Annotated in this window: 18 protein-coding genes; 9 read left to right on the top strand and 9 right to left on the bottom strand. The window is 56.8% G+C overall.

Translation table 11 applies throughout. The features are described from left to right. Window positions 1-50: 50 nt before the first annotated feature. The 3 genes from cysK to ACYQ11_RS20860 are packed head-to-tail and all read right to left on the bottom strand — an operon-like array spanning window position 51 to window position 3,533. Window positions 51-974 (bottom strand): cysteine synthase A, encoded by a 924-nt coding sequence (gene cysK / locus ACYQ11_RS20870; RefSeq protein WP_459925767.1) that lies wholly within the window; start codon window positions 972-974, stop codon window positions 51-53. 13 nt (window positions 975-987) lie between these two features. Continuing rightward, window positions 988-1,935, bottom strand: coding sequence for a serine O-acetyltransferase (locus ACYQ11_RS20865; protein ID WP_459925766.1), 948 nt, complete (start codon window positions 1,933-1,935; stop codon window positions 988-990). Window positions 1,936-1,964: 29 nt separating this feature from the next. After that, complete coding sequence (locus ACYQ11_RS20860; RefSeq protein ID WP_459925765.1) at window positions 1,965-3,533, bottom strand: GNAT family N-acetyltransferase; 1,569 nt, start codon at window positions 3,531-3,533, stop codon at window positions 1,965-1,967. Window positions 3,534-3,800: 267 nt separating this feature from the next. On the opposite strand from ACYQ11_RS20860, the gene ACYQ11_RS20855 reads away from it, so the two are divergent. The 8 genes from ACYQ11_RS20855 to ACYQ11_RS20820 all read left to right on the top strand — a co-directional run bounded on the left by ACYQ11_RS20855 (window position 3,801) and on the right by ACYQ11_RS20820 (window position 11,966). Then, window positions 3,801-4,166, top strand: a complete 366-nt coding sequence (locus ACYQ11_RS20855) for a helix-turn-helix domain-containing protein (RefSeq protein WP_459925764.1) — start codon at window positions 3,801-3,803, stop codon at window positions 4,164-4,166. A 36-nt stretch (window positions 4,167-4,202) separates the two neighbouring features. Then, entirely contained in the window at window positions 4,203-5,459 is a 1,257-nt protein-coding gene (locus tag ACYQ11_RS20850) for an O-acetylhomoserine aminocarboxypropyltransferase/cysteine synthase family protein (RefSeq protein WP_459925763.1), read from the top strand. A 13-nt stretch (window positions 5,460-5,472) separates the two neighbouring features. Beyond that, window positions 5,473-6,603, top strand: a complete 1,131-nt coding sequence (metX, locus tag ACYQ11_RS20845) for a homoserine O-acetyltransferase MetX (RefSeq protein WP_459925768.1) — start codon at window positions 5,473-5,475, stop codon at window positions 6,601-6,603. Further along, complete coding sequence (gene metW, locus ACYQ11_RS20840; protein ID WP_459925762.1) at window positions 6,603-7,214, top strand: methionine biosynthesis protein MetW; 612 nt, start codon at window positions 6,603-6,605, stop codon at window positions 7,212-7,214. The genes metX and metW overlap by 1 nt, the downstream gene beginning before the upstream one ends. A 111-nt stretch (window positions 7,215-7,325) precedes the next feature. Next, complete coding sequence (gene nifU, locus ACYQ11_RS20835; RefSeq protein WP_459925761.1) at window positions 7,326-8,183, top strand: Fe-S cluster assembly protein NifU; 858 nt, start codon at window positions 7,326-7,328, stop codon at window positions 8,181-8,183. Further along, window positions 8,164-9,324: a cysteine desulfurase NifS gene (gene nifS / locus ACYQ11_RS20830; protein WP_459925760.1), complete on the top strand. Its 1,161-nt coding sequence runs from the start codon at window positions 8,164-8,166 to the stop codon at window positions 9,322-9,324. Before nifU ends, nifS begins: the two co-directional genes overlap by 20 nt. Before the next feature lie 459 nt (window positions 9,325-9,783). After that, the gene (locus tag ACYQ11_RS20825) at window positions 9,784-10,056 is read left to right on the top strand and encodes a DUF485 domain-containing protein (RefSeq protein ID WP_459925759.1); all 273 of its coding nucleotides are present in this window, start codon (window positions 9,784-9,786) and stop codon (window positions 10,054-10,056) included. Between the two features lie 14 nt (window positions 10,057-10,070). Beyond that, window positions 10,071-11,966 (top strand): solute symporter family protein, encoded by a 1,896-nt coding sequence (locus tag ACYQ11_RS20820; protein ID WP_459925758.1) that lies wholly within the window; start codon window positions 10,071-10,073, stop codon window positions 11,964-11,966. Between the two features lie 658 nt (window positions 11,967-12,624). On the opposite strand, the gene ACYQ11_RS20815 is transcribed toward ACYQ11_RS20820, so the two are convergent. Genes ACYQ11_RS20815 through ACYQ11_RS20805 form a run of 3 tightly spaced genes read right to left on the bottom strand, consistent with a single transcriptional unit; the run spans window position 12,625 to window position 17,143 of the window. Beyond that, a complete protein-coding gene (locus ACYQ11_RS20815) occupies window positions 12,625-13,377 on the bottom strand; it encodes a metallophosphoesterase family protein (RefSeq protein ID WP_459925757.1) in 753 nt (250 codons plus the stop codon). Then, window positions 13,377-16,304: a DUF294 nucleotidyltransferase-like domain-containing protein gene (locus ACYQ11_RS20810; RefSeq protein WP_459925756.1), complete on the bottom strand. Its 2,928-nt coding sequence runs from the start codon at window positions 16,302-16,304 to the stop codon at window positions 13,377-13,379. The genes ACYQ11_RS20815 and ACYQ11_RS20810 overlap by 1 nt, the downstream gene beginning before the upstream one ends. Before the next feature lie 56 nt (window positions 16,305-16,360). After that, window positions 16,361-17,143 (bottom strand): hypothetical protein, encoded by a 783-nt coding sequence (locus tag ACYQ11_RS20805; protein ID WP_459925755.1) that lies wholly within the window; start codon window positions 17,141-17,143, stop codon window positions 16,361-16,363. A 303-nt stretch (window positions 17,144-17,446) separates the two neighbouring features. On the opposite strand from ACYQ11_RS20805, the gene ACYQ11_RS20800 reads away from it, so the two are divergent. After that, window positions 17,447-18,775, top strand: coding sequence for an L-lactate MFS transporter (locus ACYQ11_RS20800; RefSeq protein ID WP_459925754.1), 1,329 nt, complete (start codon window positions 17,447-17,449; stop codon window positions 18,773-18,775). Window positions 18,776-19,224: 449 nt separating this feature from the next. Here the strand turns inward: ACYQ11_RS20800 and ACYQ11_RS20795 are convergent, their stop codons facing one another. The 3 genes from ACYQ11_RS20795 to ACYQ11_RS20785 are packed head-to-tail and all read right to left on the bottom strand — an operon-like array spanning window position 19,225 to window position 22,594. Continuing rightward, on the bottom strand, window positions 19,225-19,752 hold the full coding sequence (locus ACYQ11_RS20795; RefSeq protein WP_459925753.1) for an archaemetzincin family Zn-dependent metalloprotease: 528 nt from the start codon (window positions 19,750-19,752) through the stop codon (window positions 19,225-19,227). A gap of 2 nt (window positions 19,753-19,754) precedes the next feature. Beyond that, entirely contained in the window at window positions 19,755-21,128 is a 1,374-nt protein-coding gene (locus ACYQ11_RS20790; RefSeq protein ID WP_459925752.1) for a sigma-54-dependent transcriptional regulator, read from the bottom strand. Between the two features lie 5 nt (window positions 21,129-21,133). Continuing rightward, window positions 21,134-22,594, bottom strand: a complete 1,461-nt coding sequence (locus ACYQ11_RS20785) for a cache domain-containing protein (RefSeq protein WP_459925751.1) — start codon at window positions 22,592-22,594, stop codon at window positions 21,134-21,136. Window positions 22,595-23,212 lie beyond the last annotated feature (618 nt).

Below are 23,212 nucleotides of genomic sequence, written 5' to 3'. Positions count from 1 at the left end.
TGGAACCAAGTGCATAACCAGATAATTCATTTGTCTTCGTGGCCGCGGGATCACGCCTCGAACAGGGCCGTGCTGATGTAACGTTCGCCGGTGCTGGGCAGGATGGTGACGATGGTTTTGTTTTGAAAGCGGCTTTGGCGGGCCAGGGCCATGGCGGCCCAGACCGCGGCTCCGGATGAGATGCCGCAGAGGATGCCTTCCCGCCGCGCAAGATCCCGGGCGGTGTCAAGGGCGTCGTCGTCGGCCACGGGGATCACTTCGTCGATCAGGGAGAGGTCCAGAATGGACGGCACAAATCCGGCGCCGATGCCCTGAATCAAATGCTTCCCCGGTTTTCCGCCGGACAGGACCGGGGATGCGGAAGGTTCCACGGCCGCCACCGTCAGATCGGGATTCACGGTCTTCAGGGCCTGGGCCACTCCGGTCAGGGTGCCGCCGGTACCCACGCCGCAGACCAGGATGTCCACTCGGCCCCGGGTGTCCAGAAGGATTTCGGGCCCCGTGGTCCGGCGATGCATGGCCGGGTTGGCCGGATTGTTGAACTGATCGGGCATGAAGGCGTTTTTTTCTTCACCCAGAATCTCCCGGGCCCGGTCGATGGCGCCCTGCATGCCAAGGGCCCCCGGCGTCAGTTCAAGCCGTGCGCCGAAATGGGCCAGAAGCTTGCGCCTCTCCGCGCTCATGGAGTCGGGCATGGTCAGGCAGAGCCGGTATCCTTTGCGTGCGCAGACCAGGGACAGGGCGATGCCGGTGTTGCCGCTGGTGGGCTCCACAATCAGGGTGTCTTCGTTTATAACCCCCCGTTCTTCCCCGTCTTCGATCAGGGCCACCCCCAGTCTGTCCTTGACGGACCCTCCGGGGCTGATGAACTCCGCTTTGGCCAGAATGCGTCCGAACATCCCCCGGTCCATGCGCTCAAGCCTCACCAGGGGCGTTTTTCCGATGCAATGATCCACGTGGTTGAAAAGGGTCATGATGATCTCCTGCTCATTTGTACACCAGCCGGGGCTGTTCGAGGAAGACCTTGGTGTTCGGGGGGACCGATTCGGTCAGCCAGACGTTGCCGCCGATGACGGCGTTTTTGCCGATGACGGTGTCGCCGCCCAGGATGGTGGCTCCCGAATAGATGATCACGTTGTCCTCGATGGTGGGGTGGCGGCGGACGCCTTTGAAGCGTTCCCCGCAGTCCGGGGGCAGGGACAGGGCCCCCAGGGTCACGCCCTGGTAAATCCTCACGTTGTCGCCGATGATGGTGGTTTCGCCGATGACGATCCCGGTGCCGTGGTCGATGGCGAAGCGGTTGCCGATGAGGGCGCCGGGATGGATGTCGATGCCGGTTTCGCTGTGGGCGTATTCGGACATGATCCGGGGCAGGAGGGGCACCTTGAGCTGGTGAAGCTTATGGGCGATCCGGTGAACGGCCATGGCGAAGATGCCCGGGTAGCTGAAGATGATCTCATCGTGGCCCCGGGCCGCCGGGTCCCCGTCGAGGGTGGCGCGCACATCGTCGGCCAGTTGCCGTTTGATGGCGGGGATGTCGGCGAACAGGGCGCAGGCCGCATCATGGCCCCGTGTTTCGCAATCCGTACAGGGAATGCCGTAACGGAAACAGTCGTGGCGCACGCTGAGCCGTATCTGTTCGGCCAGACGGTCGTACAGGGTGACCACCGCATCACCCACGGAATAGGCCAGGTTGGTGGGGTCCACGGTTTTCCGGCTGAAGTACCCGGGGAAGAGAAGTTCCATGAACCGGTGGATGATCCGGATGACATTCTCCCGGGAGGGAATGGGATCATAGTCGATATGGGTGAAGCAGGACGGGTCTGTGCAGCTTTCGATGATGGCTTCGGTGATGGACGGAAGTCTCTCCCGGAATTGCCGGACCGTGTTTCTGTCGATTTTGCATTTGTCTTTTGCCTGATCGTTTTGTGTCATTGCTCGCTGTCTCATGAAAAGAGTGAATATCAGGATTTGGCGTCCGATTGGGCATCGGATGCGATCCATCCCACCGTGTACAGATCCTTGCGCCTGCTTTCCAGGTTTCGAACGCTGCCGTGTTTTCGCAATTCCTTCAATAAATCCAGATCAATATCCGCAATGAGGGTCATTTCCGTGTTGGGGGTGCTTTCCGCCGCGATGGCATCGTGGGGAAAAGCGAAGTCCGACGGGGTGAAAATGGCCGACTGGGAATACTGAATGTCCATGTTTTCAATTTTGGGCAGGTTGCCCACGCTTCCGGAAATGGCCACATAGCATTCGTTTTCGATGGCCCGGGCCTGGGCGCAGCGCCTGATGCGAAGGTACCCGTTTTTGGTGTCCGTCAGAAAGGGCACAAGGAGAATCTGCATGCCTTTTTCGGCCAACAGGCGTCCCAGTTCCGGGAATTCGACATCGTAACAGACGAGAATGCCGATTTTCCCGATATCGGTTTCGAAGATCCGAAGTTCGTTGCCGCCCCGAAGACCCCAGTATTCGGCCTCGTCCGGGGTGATGTGCAGTTTGTACTGCTGGTCCCAGGTCCCGTCACGACGGCAGAGGAAGGATACATTGTATAGTCCCTGGTCATCGAGTTTCGGCAGGCTGCCGGCGACGATGTTGATGTTGTAGCTCAGGGCCATTTTGAGCAGTTCTTCGCGGATCTGTTCAGAATACTGGGCCAGTTGCCGCATGGCCTGGGGCGGATCATCCTGGTTGTGACGGGCCAGAAGCGGTGCGTTGAACAGTTCCGGAAACAGAATCAGATCCGCGTTGTACCCGGAAACCGTGTCCACAAAGAATTCAACCTGGTGAAGCAAATCGTCCATGGACTGGAACTGTCGCATCTGCCATTGGGCAATGCCCAGGCGCACATTGGATTTCCGGCCCCAGACATGCTTTTTGGGTGCCTGGTAGAAAATGTTGTTCCAGACGAGAAACACCGCATGGCTTTTGGAGGCGTTGTCTTCGGGGATATAGTTCCGGATGGCCCGTTTGGGGTGAAAGTCATTGGCCAGCTGGAAGGTCAAAACCTTGTCGATGATCTCCCGGGATTTGACTTTCCGAATGTATTCGTTGGGGCTCATCTCCTTGTGATAGCGGGCATAGCCTGGGATTCGGCCCCCGACGATGATGCCTTTGAGATTCAGCTGCTCGCACAGCTCCTTTCGGGCGTCGTACAGGCGGCGTCCCAGCCGCATGTTGCGATAGTCCCTGCTGACAAAAAGATCGATGCCGTAGAGGTAATCCCCTTTTTTGTCATGGCTTTCGAATTTACCGTCCGAGACAATGTCCTCATAGGAATGGTCGTCTTCGAGATTGGAATAGTCGATGATGAGGGTCAGGGCCGCCGCCACCACTTTCCCCTTGTCATCGATGCAGATCTGGCCCTGGGGAAAAAGGGTGATCAGGGTATGAAATTCACGCTGGGTCCAGGCGCCGCCCATGCGGCTGTATGCCTCGTCCATGACGACTTTGATGTCGTCATAATCCGAATAGGTCAGGTTTCGGATTTTCAGTTTGTGTGTGGGATTGTTTGTTTCGTCAGGGTTTTCCATGTCTGTCCTTGCCGACGCTCTGTGATTTTGTGCGTGCCCTGTGTCCGGCAGAGGTCGGTTGACCGGATCAGCCCGCCTTGTTTAACGATCCAAGGCTACCATGTGAACCGTATGAATTCCACCATCATTTTTATAAGCGGGGACGGGAAAGAAGAAGGGGCACGGTGTCAAATTGAATTGACAGAAACTACCACACCGTGGTAGTTTTCGCAAATATTTTTTCAAGTAGCGTGAAAATGATTAATAATCATGAATGGTTGGAGTATTATGGGCGCTCATGAATTTGTTGAAATGCGAAAACGGCTGAACAAGACCCAGAAGGAAATGGCCCTGCTTTTGGGGGTGTCACTCAAGGCCGTTCACAGTTACGAGCAGGGATGGCGGTCGATTCCCGATCATGTGAAGCGCCAGCTCTTTTTTCTGGCCACAGCCGGTCGGGGCAGGTCTATCGACTGCTGGACGGTGACGGACTGTCCCGAAGGTGTCCGGGACAAATGCCCGGCCTATGAATTCCGCGTGGGATCCCTGTGCTGGTTTATCAACGGCACCCTGGGACAGGGGCGGCACCATGAGTCCTGGGACGAGAAGATCAAGCAGTGTAAATCGTGCGTCATGTTTGCGGACGCAATCTGAAGCATACCTACCTATTATATATAAGGAAGCGCGATCATGGAGAAGACGTCTCCCTACCGTCTGGCCACCCGGGTGATTCACGAGGCCGAAGCGCCGGAAGACTGGCAGGGCGCCACCTCGGCCCCCATTTTTCAATCGGCGGCCCATGTGCATCCGACGGCCCAGAGTCTGTCCGACACCTTTGCCGGTAAAACGGACGCTCATATCTACACCCGGCTGTCCAACCCCACCAACACGGTGCTGGAGAAGAAGCTCGCGGCCCTGGAAGGGGGAAAGGGCGCCATCGTCATGGGCTCGGGCATGGCGGCCGTCAGCAACACGTGCATGGCCCTTTTGAGATCCGGGGATAATTTCGTGTCGGCGCGGTCTTTGTTCATGTCCACCTACCTCCTTTTCGTCAACGTATTCAAAAAATACGGCATCACCGCCCGTCTGGTCGACGCGGCGGACCCGACTGACGTGGCGGCGGCCATCGACGAACATACCCGTTTCGTCTACCTTGAAACCATCGGCAATCCGGCCATGGATATTCCCTGCATCCGGACCCTGTCCGATCTGGCTCACCGGCACGGGCTTCCCCTTGTGGTGGACAACACCCTGGCCACGCCCTTTCTTCTCACCCCCATCGCCCTGGGGGCCGATGTGGTGCTGCATTCGACCACGAAATTTTTGAGCGGCCACGGCAATGCCCCGGGCGGGGTGGTTGTCGACGGGGGTAACTTTGACTGGAGTTCCCCCCGTTTTGCGGACTTCAAACCTTTCGTGGATCGGAAAGGCCCCCTGGCCCTGCTTGACCGGATCTGGCGGGAGCACCATATCAACTTCGGGACCACCCAGGCACCCTTTCACAGCTACCTGACCATGATGGGGCTTGAGACCTTTGTGCTGCGCATGGAGCGCCATATGCAAAACACCCTTTCGGTGGCCCGGTTTCTGAACGATCGGCCCGAGGTCGTGTCCGTGAATTATCCCGGTCTTGACGACCATCCCTTCCACGCCGTCGCAGACAGGCAATTCGGCGGAAGGGGTTTTGGCGGGCTTCTGACCTTCGATCTGGCCGACGAGGCGGCCTGTTTCCGTCTGATCGACCGCCTGAAACTCGTCCGGCACCTGGCCAACCTGGGAGACTGCAAGACCCTGATCATCCACCCCTGGTCCACCCAGTATGTGGCCTTCGATCCCGCCGTCAAGACCGCGCTGGGCATCCGGCCGGGCATGCTTCGTCTGTCCGTGGGCATCGAGGACGACGGGGACATCAAGGACGATCTGGCCCAGGCCCTTGAAAGGAGCTGACACCCTCGTGATCATGGTCGAGAAACGCTTTTTCACCTTCGGCGATGCTGAAAACGGACTTCTTCTGGAAAGCGGGCGTCGTTTCGGACCGGTGACCCTGGCTTACGAGACCCATGGCACCCTGAATGCCGAGAAGTCCAACGCCGTCCTGATCTGTCATGCCCTGACCGGGGATTCCCATGTGGCGGGGCGTTACACAAAGGCCGACGGAAAACCCGGCTGGTGGGACACCATGGTGGGGCCGGGCAAGGGCATCGATACGGACCGCTATTTCGTGATCTGCTCCAACATCCTGGGGGGCTGCATGGGCAGCAGCGGTCCCTCGTCCATCGATCCTTCGACCGGCGAGCCCTACGGAACGACCTTTCCCCTGGTGACCATCGGCGACATGGTCCGGGCCCAGGAAAAGCTGGTCAGTCATCTTTGCATCGACCGGCTCCATGCCGTGGTCGGCGGGTCACTGGGCGGCATGCAGGCCCTGACCTGGTCCCATCATTATCCGGACCGGGTGGGCGGCGTGGTGGTTCTGGCCAGCACCCTGCGGCATTCGGCCCTTGCCATCGCCTTCAACGAGGTGGCCCGTCAGGCCATTGTCGGTGACCCCAACTGGAACAGGGGGTTCTATTATTCCGGCGACAAACCCTCGCTGGGGCTGTCCGTGGCCCGTATGATCGGGCACATCACCTATCTGTCCGATGCGTCCATGCGCCAGAAGTTCGGTCGGCGTCTTCAGGACAAAGAGGATTTTTCCTTTGATTTCGACACGGATTTCCAGGTGGAAAGCTACCTCAGATACCAGGGGGCGAAATTCGTCGAGAGGTTCGATGCCAACAGCCTTTTGTACATCACCAAGGCGGCGGACTATTTCGATCTGTCCCGTTACGATGACGCCCCGGAGGTGCTGGAACGTCTCCGGATCGCCGGGACGAAATTTCTGGTGGCCTCCTACACCTCGGACTGGCTGTATCCGACCTACCAGTCCCGGGACATCGTTCGGGTACTCAAGCGCAACGGCCTTGACGTGAGTTTCTGCGAGATCGAAGCCGATTGCGGCCATGATGCCTTTCTGCTGCCGAATGAGAGGCTTTCAGGGATGACGGCCGGATTTCTGGCCGGTATTCGGGCCGGCGGGGGAGGGCGCTGATGCGTTACGATCTTTCCATCATCGAATCCTGGATCGAGCCCGGCTCGCGGGTGTTGGGTCTGGGCTGCGGGGAGGGGGATTTGCTGCACGCCCTGAAAACCCGGAAACAGGTCGAGGAGCGGGGCATCGAGATTTCAGAAAAAAAGGTCGGGGTGTGCATTGAAAAAGGCCTGTCCGTGATCCAGGGGGATATCGCCGTCGAGCTTGACGATTACCCGGACAAGGGCTTCGATTATGTAATCCTCAGCCAGACCATGCAGCAGGTCTACGATCCCCCCGCCCTGATCCGGTCCATGCTTCGCATCGGGCGAATGGCCGTGGTCAGTTTCCCCAATTTCGGGCACTGGCGGATCAGAAGGCAGCTTCTGTTGAGCGGGTATGTTCCCGTCACCGAGCAATTGCCCTATCACTGGTACAACACCCCCAACATCCGGGTGCTGACCCTCAAGGATTTCGAGCACTTTTCCCGGGACGTGGGGTTTACGATTCTTTCGCGGGTGGCCATCAACACCCGAAAGGCGGACATGCACGGCAGCATCGTTCGTGTGCTGCCCAACCTTCGGGCCACCTACGGCCTTTTTCTGATCGGCCCCGGCAGGGGGGACGCTTGAAAAACGAAGGATGATGGCTATCTTCTTTAAACGACAACAAACAAGGCTTGCGCCGGTTCTGTCCCGGGCCGACACGGCTTTCAACCACGAGACGAGAATGGAGAAAAAACCATGTGGGATTATACGGACAAAGTGAAAGACCATTTTTTGAACCCCCGGAACACGGGGCGGGTCGAAGGGGCCAACGGTGTCGGCGAAGTGGGGTCCCTGGCCTGCGGCGACGCCCTGACCCTGACCCTGAAAATCAATGCGGATCAGATCATTGAAGACGCCAGATTTCAGACCTTCGGGTGTGCCAGCGCCATCGCCTCGTCCTCGGCCCTGACCGAAATGGTCATCGGCATGCACATTGACGAGGCCGCCAAAATCACCAACGAGGACATCGCCGAGTATCTTGGCGGTCTTCCCAAGGAGAAGATCCACTGCTCGGTCATGGGCCGGGACGCCCTGGAGCGGGCCATTGCCGACTACCGGGGAGAGACGGTTAAGGTGGCCAAGGGCAATGTGGTCTGCCACTGCTTCGGCGTGACCGATCTTGAAATCGAGCGTGCCGTGCGTGAAGCCAAACTGACCACCCTCGAAGAGGTGACCGACTACCTCAAGGCCGGGGGCGGCTGCGGCAACTGCCATCAGGAAATCGAGGCCATCATCAAGGCGGTGAGCGACGGGGTCAGCTATGAACATCCGACCTCGTTCCCCCTCCCGGGCAGGATGACCACCATGCAGAAAATCAAGCTGATCGAAAAGGTCATCGAAGAGGATGTAAGGCCCGCCCTTCAGAAGGACCATGGCGACATGGAACTGATCGACGTGGACGGCAACCGGGTCATCGTGAAATTTCAGGGAGCCTGTGCCGGCTGCAGCAAATCCCAGATCACCCTTAAAAATCATGTGGAAGCCAAGCTGCGGGAGCGGGTGTCCATGGAACTTTCGGTGGAGGAGGCTGTGGATGAAAACCGTATATGTTGACAACAACGCGACCACGAAAATCGATGGGGCCGTTCTCGAAGAGATGATGCCCTGCTTCACGGAGATCTACGGCAATCCGTCGAGCATGCACCACAAGGGCGGCCAGTCCGGCGATCTGCTTAAAAAAGCCCGGCGCCGGGTGGCCGGGATTCTTGGGGCCCGGGATGATGAAATCATCTTTACGAGCTGCGGGACCGAAAGCAACAACACGGCCATCAGGTCCGCCCTTCTGGCGAATCCCGCGAAAAAACATATCGTGACCACCATGGTCGAGCATCCGGCCGTGAAAAGCCTCTGCGAATCCCTGGACAAGGAAGGATACCGAACCACCTTCGTTCCCGTGGATACACGGGGCCGTCTGGATCTGGACACCCTGTACGCCGGCCTGTCCGATGACACGGCCATTGTGTCGGTCATGTGGGCGAACAACGAGACCGGAACGATTTTCCCGATTTTGGACATCGCAAAAAAAGTCAAGGAACGGGGCATTCTCTTTCATACCGATGCGGTCCAGGCCGTCGGAAAAATCCCGGTTGATGTGAACGCGATTCCCTTTGACATGCTCTCCTTGTCCGGCCACAAGCTCCATGCGCCCAAGGGCGTGGGGGCCTTGTACCTGCGGAACAAAACCCGGTTTTTCCCCTACATGATCGGGGGGCATCAGGAGCACAACCGGCGGGGCGGCACGGAAAACCTGGCGTCCATCGTGGGCCTGGGCAAGGCCTGCGAGATTGCCGCGGAGCACATGGACGAGGAAAACACCCGGGTCAAAGCCCTGCGCGACAAACTGGAGACACGGCTGACGGCGCTGATTCCCAAGTGTTTCGTCAACGGCGATCTCGAACATCGCCTGCCCAACACCACCAGCATCAGCTTCGAGTTCATCGAAGGGGAGGCCATCCTTTTGATGATGAACGAGGAAGGGATTTGCGCCTCATCGGGATCGGCCTGTACCTCGGGGTCCCTGGAACCCTCCCACGTGCTTCGGGCCATGGGCGTTCCCTTCACCGCCGCCCACGGCACCATCCGCTTTTCCCTCTGTCGCTACAACACCGAAGACGAGGTGGATTTCATCATTGAAAAACTGCCTCCGATCATCCAAAAACTTCGGAATATGTCCCCCTTCTGGAAAGAAGACTGAAAAAACGCCGGCCCTTCGGGGCCGGTTTTTTTTGGCGAAAAATCCGTTCAATTGTCTTGATTAAATTCAGGCGGGATGATATGTGCTTTCCCTTAACATCCCGTTTCGACCTGCCGTCTACACGACTCTGCACGCAGGAATGAACGGGCGTAACAAGGGAGAACGGCTGCATGATGCGGGTGGCCGGTCCGGGTGAGGTCATAACTGCCGGGTGACATTCATCCATGGATCTGCGATTTTTATACACACGTGTATCAGGGCCGTCCATATGGCAGGCATTCCCTTTCCGGGCACGGGGCGGGAATGAATGGAACCGTGATAACAAGAGGGGGTAACACACACATCGTGAAAAAGCCTGCCCTGCGATCAAAGAAGGGTGGGGATTTTTTTTCGTGTTCATGACGAACACGGTTTGGTTTTTCAACGTTGAAACATTAATTATCATGATTGGAGGAAATTATGGGTGGACATGGACCATCATCAGACTGGGGCGTGGATCACGCGTCCGATTACAAGTCCAAACTCGGCGTCTACATGTTTATTGCGTACGTCCTTGTTTATGCCGGTTTTATCGTCATCAACGTGGTCAACCCCAAACTCATGGGCGTGATCGTGTTTGCCGGTCTCAACCTGGCACTGGTCTACGGCGTCGGCCTGATCGTTCTGGCGATCGTAATGGGTCTCATCTACAACAAGCTCTGCACGGCAAAAGAAGATGAACTGAATAAATAAGGGGAGATTTTACATTGACTTACATCGCTTCACCACTAGCTGTCGGTATATTTATCGCCTTCGTACTCGGTGTACTGGGCATGTCTTCGTTTTTCGCACGTAAAACCCAATCCGCCAAAGGCTACTATGCGGCCGGCGGAAGCATCCACTGGGCCGTCAACGGCATCGCCTTTGCCGGTGACTACCTGTCCGCCGCCTCCTTTCTCGGGATCTGCGGTCTGATCGCCGTGGCCGGTTACGACGGGTTTTTATACTCCATCGGTTACCTGGCCGGTTGGGTCGTGGCCCTGTTCCTGGTGGCCGAACCCATGAAACGCTTCGGGAAATACACTTTCACCGATGCACTCAACTACAAATTCAACTCCAAGGGAATCGAACTGGCCGCCGCCATCAGTACCCTGATCGTCTCCCTGTGCTACCTGATTCCCCAGATGGTCGGTGCCGGCGTTCTCGTCACCCCGCTGTTGGGTCTTCCCCACTACTGGGGCGTCATCATCGTCGGCTGTATCGTGATCTACATCGTGGCCACCGCCGGCATGACCTCCACCACCTATGTCCAGTTCCTCAAGGGCGGTCTTCTGATTATCTTCTCCACGATTCTTTCGGTCTACATTTTCAACAACGGGATCAGCAAGAAACCCTACGAAGAGTACCATGATTTCGTGACCCTGACGGCCGTGACGGAAGGCGGTACCATCACCGCGGTGGACGATGCCTCTTACACCGTTCTCGGCACGATCGAAACCGCTAAAGGCACCTTTGTCAAGGTGAAAAAAGACGATTTCATCTCCTACTGGACCATCGACGAAAAAGACGGAAAAACCCTGCTCAAGGAAACCCTGTGCCTGGTGAAGACCGCCGACGGCAGGGTGCTGTATAACGGCGCTCCCAAGGAAGACCAGCGCTTCTACCAGGTGGGTCATGCCAGCAAGCTCGTCATGGACGGCAAGGAAGTGGAATCGACCGGTCCGATGAACCCGGTTAAATTTCTCGCCGCGGTTGAGCAGAGCGAGGTCGTTCGTTTTACCAAGGTGCTGTTCATGGACGGCGACGACAAGGTCACCATCTGGAAACAGAACCCCACCTCGGGCAAGGACATCATGCGTCCGGGTCTGAAATTCAAGGTGGACAAGGGGTCGACCTTCATGTCCAAACTGAACTTCGTCTCGTTGATGCTGGCCCTGTTCCTGGGCACCGCAGCGCTTCCCCACGTCCTGATCCGCTACTACACCGTACCGAGCCCCAAGGATGCCCGGAAATCCACCATCGTGGCCATCGGCTCCATCGGTTTCTTTTACGTGCTGACCATGATTATGGGTCTTGGCGCCATGTACACCGGTGTTCTTGACGTGGAAAGCAGCAACATGTCCGCGCCGCTTCTGGCCAAGTTCTTTGGTGTGGTGATTTTCTCGATCATTTCCGCCATCGCCTTCGCCACTGTTCTCGGCACCGTTTCCGGTCTGATCGTCGCCGCCTCCGGTGCGGTGGCCCATGACCTTATCACCAACTACATGGGCATCGAGATGACCGACAAGGGCGCCGTTGCTGCCGGTAAGATTTCCGCCGTCTGTATCGGTATCCTCGCCATCATCCTCGGTATCGTCTTCAAGGGCATCAACGTGTCGTTCCTGGTCGGCCTCGCGTTCGCCGTGGCGGCCGCCGCCAACCTGCCGGCGATTCTGATGATGCTGTTCTGGAAGAAGACCACCGCCCAGGGGATCATCGCCTCCATTTTCGTGGGTATCGTGACCTCCCTGGTGATCATCCTCCTGTCACCGAGTACCTTCCTTGATCTGTACAAAACCACGGCCACGGCTCCGATCCCCCTGGACAACCCGGGTATCGTCGCCATTCCGCTGAGCTTTTTGACCCTCGTCATCGTTTCACTGATGACCCAGAAGGACAAGTAAGCCGCCGTAAGCGGTTAAATACGCTGTGAATAACAAAAGGGGATCGTTGAAAAACGATCCCCTTTTTGTTTTGCACTCATCGGATAATTGCTGTGATAATTCCGATAATAGCAAGGATGATAATTTGGAGCCACCGATTGTTGTTTATGTATTGGACAAAATGCGTAAATAGATTTTTCTGGTTATGCACTTCCCTCAAGTTGGAGGTGATTTTTCAATTGTTAAACCACCCGTTCGCGTTGCTCACTGAAGGGCACGAAGAGCACGAAGAAGTACATAAATAGTGGGCTTTTCTTCGTAATCCTTCGTGTTCTTCAGTGAGCGCAGCGAACGGGTGGTTAATAAATCTGTAGATTTTCTCAAGGGGAAAGCCCCTCACCTTATAGACACATGAATGAAAGTTATTGTAGCTTCAACTGTTTGATATTATTTATATTAATTTCTATGGAGTTGCGATCCAAATAATTGATCGTTTTTCCTATAATAGAAAGGTCTTGAAATAATTGTTAAAAATTATTTTTTACAACCAATAAACCGGAGGCCAATTTTTTCTGCCTTGGCGCCTGAGAGACATTTAAATACCTGTTTGTCCGCCTTTTCAAAAGGCGGGCCCCCGGCAGGGCCGCCGGAGGCTGCATTTTCGCCTTGTGCGTTTATTTTACGAATAATCCGGCGATTCCGGCCGGATGATGCGCAGTTTGATCAGCAGTTTTTCGATGAAGGGGGTCTTGTCCCAGGGGACCTGGTGGGAGACCATGGTGAAGTGGTAGTTGTCGTCGAGAAGGCCGAAGCCTTTCCAGACGCCGGCGAGGCCGTAGTAGGCCGTATGGGCGTCCCGGGCGCAGTACCATTTGTGGTGGTGGCCGAACAGCCAGAGGCGGGGCTTGAAATGGGCGGCCAGTTCCTCGCTGCGGGGGAAACCGGGCTCGCCGAAATGGCCCATGCCCGGGGTGTTGGGGACGCCGATGCCCGAGGGGCAGTCGTGGGTGATGATGATGTCCGCCTCGTCGGGAGAGAAAGACAGGCAGTCGTTGATCTGCTGGTTGGTGATCACCGCCCCTTTTTCCGTGATCATGGAATCCATGTAGGCCGCGCCGCCCAGAGCCAGAAAGCGGTAACCGTCGATGGTGTGGACCGTGGCCCGGGGCAGGTAGGTGAAACAGTCTTTGTAGACGGTGACGAGTCTGTGGAGATGTTTGAAATCCTCGTGATTGCCGTCGATGACGTAAAGGGGACGGCGGAAGCTTTTTTTGCTTTTTCTGAAGTAGTGCCTGAGGTGCGGTTTGTAGATGCCGAAATCCCCCAGGTGGATGACGCTGGTGATGGTATGCCCAAGCACGTCCTCGGCGTAGTCGATCTGCCGATTGACGATATCGTAGTAACAGTGAGTGTCCGAAACGATCATGATCATTACAGATTGCCTATCTGGCCGGTAAAGTCGTAGCTGAGCCGGACCTGGAAGTTTTTCGTCTGGGCGAAGATCTCCTTGAGCAGTTTCTGCTCGATGGAGGTGAGGGTTTTGGGATACACGTAGTTGTTCGGATGCCTGCTCCGGTTGGACACGGCCTCGGCCTGGATTCTCAGCCGGATCTGCATCAGGTAGTTGTAGGCCTGGACCATCTCCTGATGGTTGAGTTCCGTCAGAACTTTCATGTCGCGCAGGGCGTCGAGACGCATGATGGTGTTCGACGTGGCGATTTTGTTTTTCAGGGCGTAGATCCGGGCGAAGTCGACGATGGGCATCATCGAACTCTTGATATCGAACGATCCCCGGTTTTCGCCGGAGGATTCGACGATAAAATTGCCGAACAGTCCGATGGGCGGCGCCATGGGCAGGATGTTCCGAGCCAGCATCTGGAAAAAACGGTGATTGTCGGAGACGCAGGTGTTCAGATGTTCCCTGAGGGCCGTTTCAAAACGGCTTTCTCCATAGGCAATCCGGAAGTCAAAAAAGATTTTGGTCTGGAGCAGGTCTTCGGCGCCGGCGGAGAAAATCCACTTGCTGAAGTACTGTTTCCAGGTGTCCAGGGGCTGACAGTACTCCGGATTCATGGCCATGTTGTTGCCGTAGCAGAACGAATACCCCACCTCGTCCAGCCAGGTGCAGACCCGGGTGCCCATGGCCAGGAAGTAGGCGTTGACGCCTTCCAGGTCGCCGGGCGGCACATCGGCAAACACGATGGCGTTGTCCTGGTCCGTATGCAGGGTCTGCTCCTCCCGGCCTTCGCTGCCGAACACGATAAACGCGAAAGGAACCGGCGGCGGTCCCAGCTGGTCGATGGCGAATTCGATGAATTTGGTCAGGATCGTGTCGCTGATCAGTGTGGTCAGATGGTTGATGTTCTGGGGCTTGGCCCCGCTTTCGATCAGGGTGGTGATCAGGTAGGGCCGGACCGATTTCAGCCGGATGATGTCGTCGGGGGTTTGCGACTCCTTGATGTTGCACAGCAAAACCGACGGTGAATAGTTCTGGATGGCCAGGATGTCGTTGCTGCTCAGAACCCCTTTGATCTTCTCGCCGGTGTCCGTGATGAACAGGTGGGAGATCTTGCGGTCCATCATCACGTGCCAGGCTTCGAACACCGACGCCTGGCCGGGGAGGGACACGATGTGGTCGGTCATGATGTCTGATACGGTCTTTTCACCGGGATTGTCCGGACGGATCAGGGCCTTGCGGAGATCATGGTCGGTCAGAACGCCGTGATCCGTTTCGTCCTCGGTCCGTACCAGCAGTACATCGGTGCTCCGATTGTTCATGAGCTTCGCCGCCTCGCGAATGGGAAGCTCAGGCGTGCAGACCGTGATGTCCCGGGGATTCAGCTGATCCAGGGGCTGGTTGAAGTACATCAGCGTGGACTGCATTTCGGAAATCATGTTCTTGCTGGCTTCGTCCCGGATGACCACCTCGGTGATGTCTTCGAGGATTCCGTCAAAAAAGTGGTTTTTGGCGTCCGGATTGACGCGCACGCCCCAGATCGAGGCGTAGAAGGTCGACCCGTCCTTCTTTTTGAATTTCATCACTTCCCGGCGGAGGCCTTTCTCATTGGCCTTTGGGGCCAGGGTCCGGTATTCTTCCCGATTGTGATACAGGTTGATGATGGGGGTGCTGAGCAGGCTTTCCTTGGAGTCATAACCGAACAGTTCCACCAGGGCGGGGTTGACTTCGATGAACCGGGGGTTCCGGCCCGTGGTCATACGGAAAAAACCCACATTGAGGTTGTTGGCCATGGTGCGGAATTTTTCCTCGCTGGCCCCCAGTTCGCTTTCGGCTTTTTTCTGTTTCGTGATGTCCGACACCACGGCCATGTAACCGGTGTTGCCGGCCAGGGAAATCGGCGTGGCCGACAACGTCACGTCCCGTATGCCCCCCGTCCTTGTTTTCAGCCGGGTCTCGAACCGTTCGGGAACGGTTTTCCCCTCACGCAGATCGCGCAGGTAGACGGCATCGTCTCCGGTCTTTGAACCGGCGAAAATGTCTTCGACCCTCATGCCCGACAGATCCTCCTTGCTGTATTCGAGCATGTCGGCGATGGTTTGGTTGACATGCATGAACGCCCCTTCGAGGGCCATGAACATACCCTCACCGGCGGATTCGACCAGGGTCCGGTACTTTTCTTCCGATTCGCGCAGGGCCTTTTCGGCCCGCTGTTTTTCCTTGAGGGCTTTGTAGCTCTGGTTGGCGATGTAGGCCAGCATCAGGGTGATGATCAAAAGAATGATCAGCGTGATTTTGATCAGGTCGCCCGTGATGGCGCGGATTTCGGCCTTGACGTCATCCACGTAGATGCCGGTGCCGATGATCCAGCCCCAGGGCGCAAATCCTTTGACGTAGGATATCTTCGGAAGAATGCGGCCCGTTTCATCCTTCCACTGCCACATGTATTCGACGTAACCGTCGCCGCTTTGCTCGACGATTCGGACCATGTCAAGGAAGATGTGTTTCCCTCTGGGATCGGTGTAGTCGGACAGATCCTTGCCGTTCAGGTCGGTGCGGTAGGGGTGGATCACCATGCGGGGGTGCATGTCGTTGATCCAGAAATAGTCTTTCATCTCCCTACCGTAGTGAAGGTTCCGGATCTGGTCGATGGCCTGGCGCTGGGCTTCTTCGGTGGACATCAGGCCCGTTTCGGCATCGTGATCCAGCTTGGCAAAAATATTCCAGGCCGAGGTGGTCAGCTCCCGGATCATTTCCCGTTTCCGGTCCAGGCTGTTTTTTTCGATGGTCGGGATGATGATCGAAAAAAAAGCCGTCAGGAAAAGAATGATGGTGATCAGCGAGGGCAGGATGAACCTGACGAGAAACGACAGCACCGGCTGGGATGGTTTCTGGTTGATCATGAATAACAATCCTTTTTCCTCAAAGAGCCTCAGGCGGCGGCCGTCAACCGCCGCCGTCAGAACAGGGAGACGGCCCCCGACGTCCCGAAGGCGATGGTTTCCTGGATCATGGTGTCGGTATCCGTCCGGACAAGGCCCGTGACGGGAATCTTGCTGTGGACGGTGGATCGGCCGGACTGGGTGATGCCCATGACCGACACGGTGAAATCGAAGGTGTAGCAGCGTTTGGATGTGATGTAGTCGCCGACACAGGCATCGGCGATCAATTCACCGGACCTCACATTCACGCCGGTGAGGTTCTGGGCGAGCCCCTGGGACATGGCCAGGGCTTCGGCGGGCATGACCTGGACAGGCTCGTTGCCGGTGCGGGTTTCCATGGCGGTGATCCTGACGTTTCGGATGGCGTCGGCATCCTCCGGACCGTAGGACAGGTCACTGCGGACCGGGTAGTTTTCAAAGGTGATCCGGGCCAGCCGGCGTTCACCCCGCTCCAGGGCGGAGTAGGACTCGGTCTCCATGACCACGGTCTGGTCGGTCACGCTGATCACACGGGTGGTCGACAGGGTGACGTCACCTCCGGCATCTTTCTGGGTGGTCAGGGTGGTGACCCACTGACCTTCTTTGAGGGTCATCCGGCTCTTGCCCGACCGCCCCAGACTTTCGGCCGGGGAAAACGCGAGTCCTGCCGCCTTGTCGCGGATCATGGCAACCATCTCAGGGGAGGCTTTGGGGGTCAGCCGTTTCTGGATGTTTTCAAGGGTCAGGTTGTTCAGCAAGTCCTGGCAGGAGGTGAGCAGCACAAGGGCGCTGAATACGAGGGTCATTTTTTTGAAAAGCATGGTCGTGGTCTCCCTGTGTAAATATACCTGATGTAAATATAATTGAATGAATCAAGCAGATTCCTATCAGAACACGCGCAAAGATCAAGCAAAAGTTCCGAATGGCCCTGTCCGGGGAGTATGAGCGGGGAGGGATCAGTGCGCCCGGATCATCGCTGGGTGTTAATAAATTATACATTAATGCTTTTTGATAAAAGAATGTGTTGACAAAATGAACATTAAAACCGTATAAAGGGGTCCATTTGCAAATTTGGTTGCAGGTAATGAACAGAAACTTAACAGCGCTTGGTTTTGGAGGTGCTCATGTCCGACACAGTAAAAAATAAAGGGTGGTCTGTCACATTTGCCGGAGTGGGAATCAATCTTGCCCTTGGCATTCTCTATGCCTGGAGCATCTTCAAGGCAGCCATCGAAACCTCCATCAAAACCGGCGGGGAAGGGGCCTTTTCCTGGAATCCGGCCAACCTCAACGATCCCTATTCCCTCTGCTGTCTGGCCTTTGCCTTTTCCATGATTGCCGCCGGAAAATGTCAGGATAAATTCGGGCCCCGCATCACCGCCTTTATCGGCGGTCTGATGGTCGGTCTTGGCCTGATCTGGATTTCTCAGACCACCAGTTACTGGTCCTGGGTCCTGGGCTTTGGCCTTCTGGCCGGTGCCGGGATGGGGTTCGGTTATTCCGCCACCACGCCCCCGGGGCTCAAATGGTTTCCCGCATCGAAAACCGGCCTGATCGCCGGCCTGATCGTGGCGGGTTTCGGCCTGGCTCCGGTGTACATCGCTCCCCTCTCCGGTTACCTGATCGGCACCGTGGGCGTCAACCAGGCCATGCTGATCTACGGCGTGGCCTTCATCGGTGTGGTCTGCGGTCTGTCGCTTCTTCTGGTCAATCCTCCCGAAGGGTATGTGCCTGTTGAAACAAAGCCCGTGGACAAGAAAAAGGCCTCCCACGGTGATGTTCACTGGACCAAAATTCTCAAGACCCTGAATTTCTGGAAGCTGTGGGTCATCTATTTTGTCGGCGCGGGTGCCGGGCTGATGGTGATTTCCAGCGTGGCGGGCCTTGCCAAGAAAAGCATGGGCGAATATGCCTTTATCGCCGTGGCCATCATGGCCGTGGGCAACGCCGGGGGCCGCGTGATCACCGGTATTCTTTCCGACCGCTTCGGCCGGAATCAGACCATTCTGGCCGTCCATCTGTTTCAGGCCGTCCTGATGCTTCTGTCCATTCCCCTGGTGGGCGGGCAGAATACGACGGGCATCGTCATCGTTCTTCTGGCGACCTTTATCGGTTTCAACTATGGCGCCAACCTGGCCCTGTTCCCCTCCATCGCCAAGGATCTCTGGGGATTCAAGGGGTACGGCGTCAACTACGGCATCCTGTTTACCGCCTGGGGCGTGGGCGGCTTCGTGCTCAGCCGCGTGTCCCAGATGATGAAGGCCCTGACCGGCACCATGAATTCATCGTTCATCCTGGCCACGGTCCTTCTGGCAATCAGTGCCCTTCTTACGATTTCCCTGATCGGCCGGACCGAGGAAGAGACCCAGGCCGACGGGGTCATGTTTCAGCCCGGTCTTGGCCTGACCATGGCCGACGGTGGTGAGAAAATCAAGCCGGGCGACGGCAAGTAGCGACGGCTTAGTGATGATGTAGCTATTGGTGACGGGCCTGCGGGAGGAGGACGTTCGGAACACCCCACACAAACCGGCAGAATGTGAGGGGTCCCGAGCCGAACCTTCCCGCAGGTTCAACACCGGATTGATATGTTAGACGTTGAATGATCTGAAAGACGATAGCTGGTGGTGATGATCCGCGCGTGATCGCGCAAACGGACAACCCCCCCGGACACACCGGTCATGCAGAGTCCTGGTGCTTCCGGATCAAGGGAACCTCTTCGCTCTTCGGCCACACTCCATGCGGCATGATGTCATGCCGGTGGCTTCGGGAAAGATAAGGGTTTTCCTTGCTGGGCCTCCCCTCCAGGATTCGCTGTGCAGAGCGGATCAGGGTGTTGTTCGAAAGGCGCCCACGCGGATCAGCCCCGGTATCGGCCATCTCAAGGTCAGCGGTGGCGGTGTTCCTAAGGGGATGCCAACCGGTCCCGGCAGTTTCGGCAAAGTTCATGGGATTTGAAATCGATGTCCTCCACATAGGTTGAGGATCGCATGACGCAGCTCTGATTGGGACAGTGGACCAGACCGAAATTATGGCCCAGCTCGTGAACGGCTTCTTTGATCAGCCGTTCAGTGAGCAGGTCCCTGTCTTCGGGAAGGCCGTAAAATTTGTTGTTCAGCCGATGCATGGCCACCACTGAGCCGATGCCCCGAAGTTGGGCTTCGCCGAAAACGAAGGTCAGAATCGGAATGTACAGGTCTACATCGACGATGCCCAGGATCTTTATCGCGTCAGCGGGCGGATCGGCGATAATGTCGCGAAGGATCTGTGACGAACTGTACTGGGACCTCGTGATGTCGAAGGCCTGGTCAAGGCTGATTTTTCGCTTGAGCTTTCGCGTCTGATATCCGAAGGCCCGGCGGATGCCTTGTTCAAGGGGTTCGATCCAGAACGACGGAGATGTCTGTATCGGCAGGATATAGATATACGCCATAATCAGGCCTTGCCGTCCCCTTTGGTTTTCTTCAGCTGATATTTCTTGATTTTGTTGTAAAGGGTCAGACGACTGACCTTGAGCAGCCCCGCCGCCTTGACGATATTCCCCCCGGTCAGCTCCAGCACCTTCTGGATGTGATGTTTTTCCACTTCTTCAAGAGACAGAATCCTTTCCCCCATGGTCGATTGCTCCTGGGGAAAAAAGAACGACAGGTCGTGCAGTTCGATCAGGTTGCCCCGGGCCACCACCATGGCCCGTTCGATCACGTTTCTGAGTTCACGGACGTTGCCGGGCCAGTCGTAGGCCAACAGCCGGTCCAGGGTGTCGTTGGACAGATCGATGACGTGTTTGTTCATCGACTGGGAAAAGCGTTTGATAAACGACCGGGCAATGGCCGGAATGTCAAGCTTCCGCTCCCGGAGGGGCGGGACGGGGATGGACACCACGTTCAGGCGGTAGTAAAGATCCTTGCGAAAGGTGCCGGCTTGGACGGCGGATTCGAGATCGTGGGTCGTGGCGCAGATCACCCGGAAATCCACCTCGATCTCCCGGTCGCCCCCCAGGCGTGTGAACCGCTGGGTCTCGATGACCCGCAACAGGTCGGCCTGCATTTTGTCGCCGATCTGGCCCACCTCGTCCAGAAAGAGGGTGCCCTTGTCGGCCATTTCGAGACGGCCCTGGCGTCGATAAAGAGCCCCGGGGAAGGCCCCTTTTTCATGGCCGAACAGTTCGCTTTCCAGAAGCCCTTCCGTGTAGGTGCCGCAGTTGATGGTGATCATGGGAAAATAGCGCCGGTTGCTGTTGCCGTGAATGGCCCGGGCGATCAGTTCCTTGCCCGCCCCGCTTTCCCCCTTGATCATCACCGTGGTTTCGGTCGGGGCGACCTCCACGACCTTTTCGATGACCTTTTTCATGGCGGGGCTTTCCCCGTTGATTTCACCTGAAAGGGCAAACCCGTCGATATGCTGCTTGAGCTGGAGATTTTCGTAGTAAAGACGCCGCTGCTCCACCGCATTGCGCATCAGATGGCTCATTTCGTCGGGGTCCACCGGTTTGACGATGTAGTCGAAGGCGCCTTCCTTGAGAGCCTGGATGCTGGTGTCCACCGACGCGAAGGCCGTCATGATGATGGTGATGATGGCCGGATCGATCTTCTTGATGCGGCGCTGGAGCTCCAGGCCGTCGATGCCGGGCATCTTGATGTCGAGCATCACGATGTCCCAGGGGCCTTCCTGGAGTTTCAGAAGGGCGCTGTTGGCGTCCTCGGCCGTGTCGACCCGATAGCCGTCCATCTCGAACCACTGGCTCAGGGCGTTTCTGATGGATGATTCGTCATCGACGATCAGGATGGCGATATCCGACGGTTTGATCATGATGCTTACCTCGTGTGGGCTTCAGTCTGGTTTTCCTTGTATTCCCGGGGCAGGGTGATGGTGAACTGGGTGCCCCGTCCCGGTTTCGATCTCACGTCGATGGTGCCGGAATGGTTCTGGACGATGCCGTAGACGGCCGAAAGCCCCAGGCCCAGGCTGGTGCTTGAGTTTTTGGTCGAAAAAAAAGGGTCGAAAATAAACGGCAGATCCTTGTCTTCGATGCCGTGACCATGGTCGATGACCTTAAACCGCAGTACGCTCTCGTCGCTGCAATCGGTGTTGACCACGATCCGGCTGCCCTTGGACGAGCTGTCCAGGGAGTTGACGATCAAAGAGACCAGGATCTGCTGAATGGCGCCGGGATCGCAACAGATCTGATCGTTCCCCGGATCGAGGTCGGTCTTGAGGTCGATTTCCTTCATTTTGGCGCTGTGGTCAATGATCTTGACGGAGAGGGTCACCAGATCGTTCAGGTGGACGGTCTCCACCTTGCCCACGGACTGTCGGGCGAACAGAAGCAGATTCTTGGCGATATCGCCGCAGCGCTTGGCCTCACCGGCCATGATGGACAGGTTCCCCCGCACCGCCTCCAGGTCTTTTTCTCCCAGATCCTCCTTGGTAAGGTACCGTGTGCACAGCCTCGCGTAGGACAAAATGCCCGATAAGGGGTTGTTGATTTCGTGGGCCACCATGGCGGCCAGGGACCCCAGGGAGGCCATTTTTTCAGACAGGGCCAGAGAGGATTTGGTCTTTTTGAGTTCCATCTCCGCGTTTTTCTGCCGTTTGTGGGTCAGGTAGCTTTCCCGGATGATGAAGGAAAAGATAAGGATGTTGATCATGCAGATCACGATGGAGACGGCGGCGATCTTTTCGATGTGCCGGTCGATTTCCGCCTTGACGTCATCGATGTAGATGCCCGTGCCGATCACCCATTGCCAGGGGGCGAAACCCTTGACGTAGGAAATTTTGGGGACGATCAGGGACGGACGGTCGTTGGCCTGCCATTTATAGGTGACGAACCCGGATTCCTGCTCGCGGACCACCCGGGTGATTTCCATGAACACCTTTTTCCCGTCCGGGTCCGTGTAATCGGACAGGTCCTTGCCGTTTAAGTCGGTGCGGTAAGGGTGGATGATCATGCGTGGGACCATGTCGTTGATCCAGAAATAGTCTTTCATTTCCTGGCCGTAATGGAGGTTGCGGATCTGGTCGATGGCCCGGGCCTGGGCATCCTCACGGGTGAGCCTGCCCGTCTGCTCGTCATCGTGGAGCTTGGCCAGGATGTTCCAGGCCGACAGGGTCAGTTCCCGGATCATTTCTTTTTTGCGTTCCATGCCGGTGTCCCGGACCGAGGGGATGATCACGTAGAAAAAGGACACCACAAACAGAATGAAGGTGAGGACCGTGGGAACCACCACCCGCATCAGATAGTTACCCCAGGGAAACGAAGTGGGCGTGCCCGTCATTGTACATTGTCCTTAGAAAAATGGGCGGATTTGTATAAAAAATATACAGTTTTCATTTCAGGGCTTATAGGGCAGTCCGAAGGGTTTGTCAAGGGCATCCTGCGGGTTGATGTACCCGGAACACTCACGCCTGAAGGGGCGGACGGCCGGGGCAATCGCATGCCGTGCCGGTATGGCTTTTAACCGTCACTATCGCAATCGAAATCGGTATCGAAACGGTCTGAGGATCGAATCCGATAACGATACCGATCCCGATAACGATTAAGAAGGGTACATCCATGGGTTTTCTCCAGGGCAATCGCATGTATGATTTTTAAAACACACAGTCTCTTCCTGCGGGAAGGATCATGCCGTTCACGCTTGCGGTCACGAGCACGAGCACGTTCACGATGGCGGTGTCGGGCTGTGACAAACCATGCTTCCTTCGTGGTCTTCGTGTGCTTCAGGGAGCGCAGCGACCGGGTGGTTGAATGGGTTGACCATGACGAAAACGAGCCGGGGATCTTTTCCGTCACGGCATGGGATGCCCACAGGGCCGTTGCCGTGCGACATGCCCCGGCATGTCCGGCGTTCTCTGTGTCTCCGTGCCTCTGTGAGAGCGATTAAACCGGCATCTGT

The sequence above is a fragment of the Desulfatiferula olefinivorans genome (assembly GCF_054657895.1).
This window is presented reverse-complemented; position numbering and strand designations above follow the sequence as displayed.